Source organism: Bradyrhizobium erythrophlei (genome assembly GCF_900129425.1).
In the GTDB taxonomy this organism is placed as follows: Bacteria; Pseudomonadota; Alphaproteobacteria; order Rhizobiales; family Xanthobacteraceae; genus Bradyrhizobium; species Bradyrhizobium erythrophlei_C.
Window position 1 is genome coordinate 8,346,338 of record NZ_LT670817.1, and the last position, 11,382, is coordinate 8,357,719.

The 11,382-nt window shown below is 62.3% G+C and carries 9 protein-coding genes; 2 read left to right on the forward strand and 7 right to left on the reverse strand.

Features of this window, described 5'->3' with window-relative positions; translation table 11 throughout:
- Positions 1-25 precede the first annotated feature (25 nt).
- The 6 genes from B5527_RS39685 to B5527_RS39710 all read right to left on the reverse strand — a co-directional run bounded on the left by B5527_RS39685 (position 26) and on the right by B5527_RS39710 (position 7,735).
- Positions 26-1,186 (reverse strand): 2OG-Fe(II) oxygenase, encoded by a 1,161-nt coding sequence (locus B5527_RS39685; protein ID WP_079606345.1) that lies wholly within the window; start codon positions 1,184-1,186, stop codon positions 26-28.
- 98 nt (positions 1,187-1,284) lie between these two features.
- Positions 1,285-3,438 carry an HAD-IIIC family phosphatase gene (locus B5527_RS39690; protein WP_210199308.1) on the reverse strand — a complete coding sequence of 718 codons (2,154 nt, stop codon included), beginning with the start codon at positions 3,436-3,438 and terminating at the stop codon, positions 1,285-1,287.
- A gap of 148 nt (positions 3,439-3,586) precedes the next feature.
- Entirely contained in the window at positions 3,587-4,426 is an 840-nt protein-coding gene (locus B5527_RS39695; protein ID WP_079606347.1) for a M48 family metallopeptidase, read from the reverse strand.
- A gap of 240 nt (positions 4,427-4,666) precedes the next feature.
- A complete protein-coding gene (locus tag B5527_RS39700) occupies positions 4,667-5,995 on the reverse strand; it encodes a polyhydroxyalkanoate depolymerase (RefSeq protein ID WP_079606348.1) in 1,329 nt (442 codons plus the stop codon).
- A 127-nt stretch (positions 5,996-6,122) separates the two neighbouring features.
- The gene (locus B5527_RS39705) at positions 6,123-6,890 is read right to left on the reverse strand and encodes an ABC transporter permease (RefSeq protein ID WP_079607863.1); all 768 of its coding nucleotides are present in this window, start codon (positions 6,888-6,890) and stop codon (positions 6,123-6,125) included.
- Positions 6,891-6,940: 50 nt separating this feature from the next.
- Positions 6,941-7,735 carry an ABC transporter ATP-binding protein gene (locus tag B5527_RS39710; protein ID WP_079606349.1) on the reverse strand — a complete coding sequence of 265 codons (795 nt, stop codon included), beginning with the start codon at positions 7,733-7,735 and terminating at the stop codon, positions 6,941-6,943.
- A 113-nt stretch (positions 7,736-7,848) separates the two neighbouring features.
- On the opposite strand from B5527_RS39710, the gene B5527_RS39715 reads away from it, so the two are divergent.
- Together B5527_RS39715 and B5527_RS39720 are read left to right on the forward strand one after the other, a co-directional pair.
- Positions 7,849-9,177 (forward strand): ActS/PrrB/RegB family redox-sensitive histidine kinase, encoded by a 1,329-nt coding sequence (locus tag B5527_RS39715; protein WP_079606350.1) that lies wholly within the window; start codon positions 7,849-7,851, stop codon positions 9,175-9,177.
- A 160-nt stretch (positions 9,178-9,337) separates the two neighbouring features.
- A complete protein-coding gene (locus B5527_RS39720; RefSeq protein ID WP_079607864.1) occupies positions 9,338-9,892 on the forward strand; it encodes an ActR/PrrA/RegA family redox response regulator transcription factor in 555 nt (184 codons plus the stop codon).
- 883 nt (positions 9,893-10,775) lie between these two features.
- On the opposite strand, the gene B5527_RS39730 is transcribed toward B5527_RS39720, so the two are convergent.
- Positions 10,776-11,261, reverse strand: a complete 486-nt coding sequence (locus B5527_RS39730; RefSeq protein ID WP_079606352.1) for an MmcB family DNA repair protein — start codon at positions 11,259-11,261, stop codon at positions 10,776-10,778.
- Positions 11,262-11,382: the final 121 nt, after the last annotated feature.

An 11,382-nucleotide genomic window follows, 5' to 3' on the forward strand; every position in this document is an offset into this window, starting at 1 on the left:
CCGCCCCGCGGAAGTTCAGTTGCCCTTACGGCTGCGCGACTCCCGTCGCTTCCCGGGACTGAGCATCCTCGGGAAACAACCGGTCCTGAGTCCCGTCATATTGCATCTCGCTGACATGCAGCCTTGAATTATTGGCTTCCCGCCTTTTTGCGTCTTCCTCTCCATACAGGAACGCCAAAAAGGCATAGCGTTTCCCGCGGGTGACGGGCGTCACCTGATGGAGCGCGCCGCATGAAAACACCAGGGCGCCGCCATCCGGGGGCCGGTAGACTTTCCGTCCGAACTCCGGAAACATCAGATCGCACCCTTCGAAGTTGCTGTTGAGATTGATCGAGACGGCAAAACGCCGATGTTGCGCTCCGGCATTGACGTTGTCGCGATGGCGATGGAAGTGCCCGCCGACCTCGCTGTCATAACGAGCGACGATGTAGCGGTCCATTCGGGTGGCCTGAAACTGAAAATACTGCTCTATTTCGGGAAGCAATCGACGGACGATCTGACCACGTATGAGATCGCGAACCTCGGGCGCCGCCACGATAAGATCGCTGCGGCGCTTGAGCCTCCAATCCGACAGCGTCGCGGTCTTGCCGGCAGTGTCAAATTGAAAGCCGGAGTCTTCGCCACCTTGCTGTTCGTAGAATTGCATCAGAAAATCGCAGAGTTCGAAGCTAAAGATGCGTGGCACGATCAGCGCCGGCGCCGACATCGGGACACCCGCGGAGCCGTCGACCGTCGGAAGATTGCGAAGAACGCCGCGTACCGCTTCGGCGTGCCCCTGTGGGAAATCCCACGCAATGTCGGCGACTGCCCGCAACATCGGGTCAAGCACGATGGTGCGGGGCATCGCACGCGCGCCGAATGAGCGGCTGATCGCGCCATCGTAGTCGGCCAGAAAGAACAGCGCATTGCCGCTGATCTCGGCAATTTTTGCGATATCGCCAGGCGGCTCGGTGAATACGCACCCCACAACAAGGTGATCCTCCCGAAACAGGTCTGCCTCGCGCAACAGGTTGGCGAGCTCCACATTCGCCTGCGGATTTGAGGGAGAACCAAGGAAGCTCAGCACGACCCAGCGCCCGGCACTCACATGGAGATCGAACGAACCACCCGTGATCAGTGGCGCACTGAACCGCGGTACACGATCGCCCAAAACGATACGATTTTTGATTGCTGCCTTTTCCGTCATGACGACCCTACGAAGAGAGGCGCCCCCTGCAACGGACTAGGAAATCATGGTTAACATTTGCTGAATCGATGCCGCGGCCGGGGAATCAAGCCAGCGATTTAGCTCGCCGCCGACATCTGGCTTGCCGACTTGGCGAATTCCCACAGTCCTGATTCGCCTTCCGTGAAGCCGTTGTCACGGTAGATGTTGCGCGCCGGGATATTGCGCGGCGTCGGGATGATCCGTCCGCTCAGGGAAAACGGGCAATCCTTCATTTCATCCAGAATATGGCGCAGGAAGGTATGCTCGACACCCATGCCCAGTGCGCGGCAACTGATCGCGAGCCCGACGATCTCGCCGTCGGCAACGACCGCGGCGCCGACCATACCGTGATCGCCCAGGCGGTCCGACACGTCCATCGCAAACAGGCGGGTGTCCGGGTTCGCGGCCAGCGCCGCCAATTCGCTCGCGGAGAATTTTCGGCCCGTCGTGTTGAACTGTGTGGTGCGCTGAAATAGCTCTTCGACCCTTGCCAGTTTCGGCGATGCAGCGGTCAGGTGTTCGATCGAACATTTAATCCGCAAGGATTCGATATACTGCGCCTCCCCTACAGTCTCGGCCCGCAGATGCTGCCGTGCGATCTGGGCCTTGACGAGTGCGCTGCGCGCCGCCGCCTCCGCGGTAACGACGGGTATTTGCAAACGCGGATCGTTGAGCAGACGCCGGCGCAGGCTGAAGGGATCCTCTCCCCAGACCTCCACCTCGGGCAATCGCTGCCGCACGCGGTCGCGTTCAACGGGGCTGTCATCGATGAACAGAAAAGAGTCGAGCCCGAAGCCCAGTTCCTCCGCTATCGAACGGATATTGCCGACCTTGTCGTCCCAGTTGATGCGCCACGTCACGAAATCATCGGGTTTGAGCAGCCGCTGCTGAGGGTAGTGATCGGAATATTTCCAGAGCTCGCGCACGGTGGCTTCATCATTCTTGCTGACGCAGGCGAGCACCACGCCGCGCTTCTTGAGGCACAGCAGCGCTTCGTGCAGGCCGAAATAGAGCCCGATAAAGGAGAAGGCGCCGCTGATTTCCGGCGTCCACGCAAACGGACTGCCGGTCTCCGCCAGCACCCCCGGCCACAACGTGCCGTCGAGATCGAGAATGATGCACTTCTTGCGCCCAATTCCCGTCACGGTGACCAGCGCGTCGATGTGCTTGCCGGCGATAACCACCTCGCGGCCGTAAGGGTCGCCGCCCAGCGCATGAGCCAGCGGCGCTGTATCCGGGAAGATGCCGTGGACAGCGGCTTTTTCGCTTTCCGGCCGCTGCAGCATCCATCCCGGCGAGCCGAAATGGGTGAACCCCACCTGTCCGTCGTCGAGCAGCCGTTCGGAACCGACCGCGGCCAGGGCGGCCGCGATATCGATCACATAGACGTCGGAGAAGGCGTTCGCGAGTTCGGCGAGGGCGACGTTCGTCAGCCGGAACCGGGTGCGGTGACCCTTCACCCCTCGTTCCGCAAGTCCCAGCGGCTGCACGGTCGGTTCGGGCAGATTGTCGATCAGGATGGGCGCGGATGTGACCTCCCGTAATTTACCCAGAAGCTCGGTCGTGTGCGCAACGTAGGCAGCGTGAGGGTTGAAGCCGTCGATGTCCTCGGCGACCAGATGTCGGGCTCGCAATGCGCCGATGAAAACGGCATCGTGCTTGCGCTCGCCGGCAAATCGAATGTCGTCAGGGAATGTCGCCGACACGTGCAGGTCGATGCCGCGGCGCGCCGCCTCCCGGCGCAGGAAATCCGCTTCCATCTGGATATCGCAGTCGCCGAACAGCAGGACGTCGACCCGCTGGCGGGCGGCGTTGAAATCATCAAGGCCGTAAGCGGCGCCGACCGCCCAATAGGCCTCCGCTCCCTCCTTCAATTCACGCCGGTACCGTTCAAGCAATTCGGCGGGGTCGCGGCCATGCTTGGGAGCAAGTTCCGCGCCGACCGCAGCCAGTTCCTCCTCCGGTGTCATTTCGGTGAGGATCTGGCGCGACAGCAATTCCATGACCGTGCGCTCGACGACATCGCGCAACCCTGCCGGCGTATCCTCCGCGTTCGGAAACAGGGCCGTCATGGCATCGCAATCCTCGGGAATGCGGCGAGGCTCGGCAAAATGATCCACAAGCGTGCTGATATCGCTATCGGCGGGCATCCGCATATGGCTGATCGCGTGGACGATCAGCGTGCGATCCTTGCCAACAGGCAATTGATGAACGAAGCGGGAGCGACGCAAGATCATGCTTGCCTATAGGCTCGCCCGATCTGTTTGTGGAACGGGAAAATGGATCAATGCATACGGATGCAACTGTTTTCCACATGGTTCCAGCTGGACCGCCGCCACATCCGGAAATGAGGTTCCGAGCGCGTGCCTGTGCTTCGCGCTAGTCGCTGATCCCATAGCGATGCAGGTCGTTGCCGTGGGTATCGAGCCAGGTCTTGGCGCGCTCGACATGGCCGCAGACCCTGGCGACCACCCGCCAGAACCGCGCCGAATGATTCATCTCGACCAGATGCGCCACCTCATGGGCGGCGAGATAGTCCATCACATAGGGCGGCGCGAGGATCAGCCGCCACGAGAACGACAGCGAACCCGCCGAGGTGCAGGACCCCCAGCGGCTCGATTGGTCGCGGATCGACAGCCGCTTGACCCTGACGCCGAGCGCTTGCGCGTAAGCCTGCGCCGCCTTCTGCAGGTCGCGGCGGGCTTCGCGCTTGAGGTAATCGTGGATCCGCCGCTCGATATGCTCGGGCTCGCCGGCGACGCAGAGAATCCGCTCGCCGCTGTCGCGGATTTCCGTCCACACCGTGCCGCGCTGGCCTGCCCGGTGCACGATCCTGTGGGCGACGCCGCGCAGCGGCACCACGGTGCCCGGAAGAAACGGTGCCGCCTTCGGCAAACGGCCGAGACGCGCGGCGATCCAGCCGCCATGACGCTGCGCAAAATCCTTGGCATCGACCAGCGTGCCGCGCGGCGGCATGGTGAGGATCGCTTCACGGTCGCTGGGATGAATTCGCAAGGTGTAGCGCCGCGCGCGGCGATGCCGGCGCAGCCTGATCGAGTAGATTTGCGAGCCGTGCTTGACCAGTAGAATCGAGGGTTCGGCGGGCCGCCGATAAAGGAGGGCGCGAGTGGCCATGTCTGTAAGTCCGGGGAGCAGGAGTGCGCCCGGATTCTGCCATATCTGCCGCCAGTGAAATCGCTCGGCGCAAAAACAAATCATTTGCCCAATATACAGGGGCTGACCGGCTATCCGGCCCTACAGAATGGGCCCCGGAACAAAATATTTCGGCCGAACGCGCGTGTCCCGAGGCTGCTTAAGGATTGAGGTGAAACTCATTCCTTCGAGAAGCCGTGAATCTGAATTACTGAGGTCAATTCAGAGGGTTACCGGCAGCCGATTCGGTGCCGGCATCTCGCTTCGAACAGTCGGTCGCGCGTCATACTTTATCGGGATCGGCGGCTATTCGGCCGCCGCGGCCAACGAAAGCTTCGGATTCGCCGCCGACATCATGAAATCGGAGATTCGCGGCACGATTTCCGATTTGAAGCGGGAGCCGTTGAAGACGCCGTAATGCCCGACGCCCTTTTGCACATAATGCACCCGGCGGTGATCCGGAATTGAAGTGCACAGCCCGTGCGTCGCTTCGGTCTGCCCAAGTCCGGAAATGTCGTCGTTCTCGCCTTCCACCGTCATCAGCGCCACGCGCTTGATCTTCGAGGGGTCCACCGGCTTGCCGCGATGGGTCATCTCGCCCTTCGGCAGCGCGTGCTTGACGAAGACCAGATCGACGGTTTGCAGATAATACTCCGCGGCCAGATCCATGACCGCCAGATATTCGTCATAGAAATCGCGGTGCTTGTCGACCAGATCGCCGTCGCCCTTTACCAGATTCTTGAACAGGTTCTTGTGGGCATCCATGTGACGGTCGAGATTCATGCTGATGAAGCCGTTGAGCTGCAGGAAGCCCGGATAGACGTCGCGCATGACCCCTGGATGCGGAAACGGCACCTTGGTGATGACGTGGCTGCGAAACCAGTCGATGCCGCGCTCGGCGGCGAGATTATTGACCGCGGTCGGATTGCGGCGGGTATCGATCGGACCGCCCATCAGCGTCATCGAGAGCGGAACGTAGGGATCCCGGTTGGCTTCCATGATGGAAACCGCGGCCACCACCGGCACCGATGGCTGGCACACCGCGATGATGTGCATGTTGCCGCCGAGTGTGTGCAGCATCTCGATGACGTAATCGACATAGTCCTCGAGATCGAAGCGGCCTGCGGTCAGCGGGACCATCCGGGCATCGGCCCAGTCGGTGATGTAGACCTCGTGGCTCGGCAAAAAGGCTTCGACCGTGCCGCGCAGCAGCGTCGCGTAATGGCCCGACATCGGCGCCACGATCAAAACCCGCGGCTGCGGCGCGCGCAACGGCCGCGTCAGCTTGCGATCGAAATACAACAGCCGGCAGAACGGCTTTTCCCAGATCGAGCGGATTTCGATCGGCGTGCGCACGCCGCTGACTTCGGTGTCGTTGAGGCCCCATTCGGGCTTGCCGTAGCGGCGCGTCGCGCGCTCGAACAGTTCGCAGCCGGCGGCGATGGATTTGCCGAACTTGGTGTGCGACCACGGGTTAAGCGGATTTTGAAACAGAATTTTGGTCGCATCGGTAACGGCCCGCGCCGGATTGAGCGAGGCGTGACCCAGTTCGTACATCCAATACATCGGCGTCGTCAGCGCCGGACTGCCTTCGGCCACCAGTGGCGGTGCACCGCCAAATTCACCAATCGGCATTTATTCCTCAGTTCCTCTTTTGCATCGCAGCATAGTGCCGAAAGCGTAAGAAAGCGTCAATGCACAGATCGGTACATCCAGCGTTGCGCACAAGCCGAATGACCGTCAAATCCTTGGGATAAGTGAGTTATTCACCGCCCTGGAGCAGCGAGCCGTGACGGCGGGCGCTGCGCAAAAGCCCAAGAAATATTGCAAATGACGCAATAAGGAGGGCGACGTTGATCAGTAGCGCGTCGATCATCAGATCGGCCCGAAACACGTGGTCGATCAGCAGCGCGCGCATTCCCTCGAACACATAGGTCGGCGGCAGCGTCCAGGCCACGTATTGCAGCCAGTGCGGCAGCACCGTCACCGGGTAGTAGATGCAGGCCAGCGGCATCAATCCGAACATCAGTGTCCAGACGATGCTCTCCGCGCCGAGGCCGTTGCGCAGCACCAGCCCCGAGACGAAAATCCCGATCGACCAGCTGGTGAAAATCAGGTTGCAGAAGAAGGCGATCAGCGGCAGCCCGATGCTGTAAAAATTGAAATTGAAGAAAACCAGCGCCAGCAACGTCATCGGGATGACCCCGATCGCGAGCCGGATCAGGCTCATGATCATCAGCGAGATCAGGAACTCGATCGGCTTCAGCGGGCTCATCATCAGGTTGCCGAGATTGCGCGCCCACATCTCCTCGAGAAACGAGATCGAGAAGCCGAGCTGGCCGCGGAACAGGATGTCCCACAGGATCACGGCGCCGATCAGGCTGCCGCCGGCACGCGCGAAAAACCCGGAAGTCTGCGAAATGTAATTCTGCAGAAACCCCCAGGTGATGATCTGCAGCGCCGGCCAGTACAGCAATTCCAGCAGGCGCGGCCACGACGACATCAGCAGATACCAGTAGCGCAGGATCATCGCGTTGATGCGATGCGGCGCGATACCCCAGTGGTGGCTGACGAGCTTGCTCACGGCGCGCCTTCCTGAACCCGGCCGCGGGCGACGTCGAGGAACACTTCCTCCAGCGTCGCCCGGTTGTAGCGCGCCATGATCTTGTCGGGGCTGTCATCGTCCTCGATGCGGCCGCGCTTCATGATGATGACCCGGTCGCACAGTCGCTCGACTTCGAGCATGTTGTGCGACGCCAACAGGATGGTCGCGCCATGGGTCTTGCGGTAGGTCTCGAGATGCTGCCTGATCCAGTCGGCGGTATCGGGATCGAGCGAGGCGGTCGGCTCATCCAGCAACAACAGTTCGGGCTGGTTGACCAGCGCCTTGGCCAGCGCCACGCGGGTCTTCTGGCCGGCGGAAAGCTTGCCGTTGGCGCGGTCGAGGAATTCGCCGAGATCGAGATCGGCGGCGAGTTGCTCGATGCGCTCGCGTAGATTTTCCACGGCATAGAGGCGGCCGAATATCGAAAGGTTCTGCCGCACCGTGAGCCGCATCGGCATGTCGACATAGGGACTTTCGAAATTGATCCGGCCCAGCACGTCGTCGCTCTGCTCGGGCATCGAGCAGCCCAGCACCCGGATGCGGCCCGACGTCGGCAGCACCAGCCCCATGATCATGGCAATGGTCGTGGTCTTGCCGGCGCCGTTGCCGCCGAGCAGCCCGGTCACGCTGCCGCGTGCGATACGAAACGACAGATCGTCGACGGCGCGGGTGGTCTTGTAGAACTTGACGAGGTGGGCGACCTCGATCGCCGCCGATCCCTTCGGATCGGTCGCGGGCAGACCGGGCGTGACTGAGTCCTTCTCCATCATGCGGGCCGTTCATTGGGCCATCGCGGCGGCAAGCGCAAGACTTTGAACGAGCCCGATGTCGGCCTTGATCGAGCGAATTTGTGGTTGAGGCCCGGCACGGCTAAACTCTTGGGATGACCGACGTCGCAGCCTCCGATTTTCGCCATCCGCGCCGCTATGTCCGTCTGGATACGATCCTGCGGCTGCGCTGGCTCGCCGCGCTCGGGCAACTTGCCGCCATTTTCGTCGTGGTGCAGGGGCTCGAATTCGACCTCCCGGTGGTCCCCTGCTTGGCCATCGTCGGGCTGTCGGCCCTGCTCAACCTCGCGCTGCAGATCGCCTTCAATCCGATGCAGCGGCTGGAACCTGCCTACGCCGCGGCGCTGCTCGCGTTGAACATCGTCGAACTGGCGGGACTGTTGTTTTTCACCGGTGGCCTGCAAAATCCATTTTCGTTTCTGTTCCTCGCCCCGGTTCTGATCTCCGCGACAGCGTTGCCGATCCGGTTCACGATCGCGCTCGGCGTCCTCGCGGTCGCCTGCGCTTCCGTGCTGGTGTTCTTTTATCTGCCGCTGCCGTGGGACAGCGACGAGCCTCTGGTGCTGCCGCCGATTTACCTGTTCGGCGTCTGGCTCTCGATCGTGCTGGCGATCGGGGTCACCAGTCTGTATGCGTTCCAGGTCACCGAGGAAGCTCGAGAACTCTCCGACGCGCTGGCCGCCACCGAACTGGTGCTGACCCGCGAACAGCATCTCACGCAGCTGGACGGTCTCGCCGCCGCGGCCGCGCACGAACTGGGCACGCCGCTGTCGACGATCTTTCTGATTTCGCGGGAACTGGAGCGGACCTTGCAGGATAACAGCCCGCTGGCCGGCGATGTCAAAACCCTGCGGGAACAGGCGCAGCGCTGCCGCGATATTCTGGCCAAGATCACCCAGCTGTCGTCGACGGGGGCACCGTTCGACCGCATGCCCTTGTCGACACTGATCGAGGAATCGGTGGCGCCGCATCGCAATTTCGGCGTCGCGATCAAGGTCCGCATCGCCGTGGCAGGCACCAGCGAGCCGGTCGGCACCCGCAATCCGGCGATCCTCTATGGTGTCGGCAACATCCTTGAAAACGCCGTCGATTTCGCCCGCCAGGCCGTCGAGGTCAACGCGTGGTGGAATACCGAAACCGTCGAGATCGTCATTTCCGACGATGGACCGGGCTTCGCGCCCGACATATTGAAGCGAATCGGCGAGCCCTATTTGTCGCGGCGGCGCAGCGCCGACGAGGGCCAAAACGGGCACCGGGGGGGCCTCGGTCTCGGGGTCTTTATCGCCCGAACCCTGCTGGAGCGCACCGGCGCCAAAGTCTCCTTCACCAACCGGGTCTTTCCCGATCATGGCGCCGTGGTTCAGATCGCCTGGCCGCGCCACCGTTTCGAGGCCGGCGAAATTGCTGCCGAACCAGCATCTTAGGACAGTCTTGTTAGGACAGTCTTGGCGTCGTCCCGGCCTTGCGCCGGGACCCGTACGGCGTGATCCCGCCGGGGCGACAGGTGATCGACTTTGGGCGGCCTTGGCAGCGCCGGATTGCCACTCCATATGTTGGGTGTCGCAGATCAAGGATACCCGAATCGTGAGCGCCAACGTCGAACTGACCGAGCACACCGATCGCTCCCTGCTGATCGTGGAGGACGATAAGCCGTTTCTGGAGCGCCTCTCGCGCGCCATGGAAACCCGTGGCTTCTCCGTGACCTCCTGTGACAGCGTCACCGATGGTCTGGCGCAGATCGGCCGGGCCGCGCCGGCCTTCGCGGTGGTGGATTTGCGGCTCGGCGACGGCAACGGCCTCGACGTGGTGTCGGCGTTAAAGCGCAAGCGCCCCGACGCCCGCGCGATCGTGCTGACCGGCTATGGCAACATCGCCACGGCCGTGACTGCGGTGAAGATGGGCGCGGTGGATTATCTCTCAAAACCCGCCGACGCCGACGACGTCGTCGCCGCATTGCTCGCCAGCGGCACCGAGAAGTCCGAGCCGCCGCAAAATCCGATGTCGGCGGATCGCGTGCGCTGGGAGCACATCCAGCGCATCTACGAGATGTGCAACCGCAACGTCTCCGAAACCGCGCGGCGCCTGAACATGCATCGCCGCACCCTGCAGCGCATCCTCGCCAAGCGCGCGCCGCGGTAATCCGTCGGCCTGTCAAAATCGTTAGCTGCCGGATCCCTGACCGAGAGGGCGACCGCGGCGCGTTTGCACGCGATGAACCGTCATTGCGAGCGCAGCGAAGCAATCCATCGAGCAACAAGGAAGCAAGAGTGGATTGCTTCGCTTCGCTCGCAATGACGGCAGGACACAGCTTCGCGATCTCGCCGCATGTTGTGCGCGAGGTTTGGCCTGCTTGTTCCGCCCTCTGCAATCAGAGGGCGCAGGGAATGCCGGATGCCCGATGCACCCGCAGCCTCGTGTGCGCTATGGGTAGTAAGTATGCACACGAGTATTCACAGCGAGTCACCGGAATCACCCGGCATTCCCCGCGCAATGGTTTACGGCTTATACCGTGCTCTCCCCGGTGATCGGCTTTCTTGCCACCGTCGCCAGCGGAGTTGCCTCCACCGACTTGACACCAGCGTCGGGGTGTCAGGACCACACGTCTTCGCCGTCCGCCTCAAGCACCCTCGTCAGGAGCACCATCCGCGTCCACCGCACCCCGCCCCGCGCTGGTGACGTTGCGCAACGCCCCTCTGAGTGGGACAGGATGGCGGTGAATATAGAAGTGATTTGGGTCGGGCGGCAAGAATAATTTCTGAAAATCAGAAACCGGGTCGAAGCGCCTTTTCCGTCATGGCCGGGCAAAAGCGCGAAGCGCGTCTTGGCGCCAGACGTCCCGGCCATCCACGTCGTTTGCGTCGCCGCAAGGGAAGACGTGGATGCCCGGCACAAGGACGGGCATGACGAGCCTGAATATCACGCGCTGCGTCTGTTGCTGCGCTGGGCAGGTGGCCGGCACCGGGAAGGCGTTTATCCCGAAGGCGGGGCTGGTTCGAACGTGCTGCTTCGAACTCATTATATTCTAGAATTCGCCATGCCCCTGCGGATCGACCAGGCGGTTGATCCGCTGCGCTGCCGCGATGCCGAACCGGATTGTCATGAGCTTGCGGGTCGGCGCCGGCAGCCGATGCTCCGGCGCCTCGCAATGCAGATGCGCGCCATAGGCGTCCGCGACGATCAGGCCGGTTTCTTGCGGAAAAATCTCGCACGGCAGATCCTGGGTGAAGGCGAAGAACAGCCGGTCGCAATGCGCCCGGTAGTCCTGCCACTTCTGGTCGGCGCGCAAATCTTCGATCGATGACTTGATCTCGACGATCCATATCTCGCCGCGCTCGTTCAGCGCCACCAGATCGGCGCGCCGTCCCGACGGCAGCGGCAATTCGCTGACGCAGGAAAATCCCAGCGACCGTAACAGCCGCGCGGTGCCGCGCGCGATCGCCAGCGCCGTCTCGGACTGACGGCGATCCGGCGCCGGCACGAGATTGATCTGGCGGGCGGGCGATTCCATCGCGCGAGCATAAAGCGCGAAAGAACAAAATGGAAACAGGATTTGCGTCAGGCTCCGCCGAGCGGGGAACCCGCGGAAACCTCACGGCTTATCAACCTGCCGCTGAGAGTCGAGGCGGACC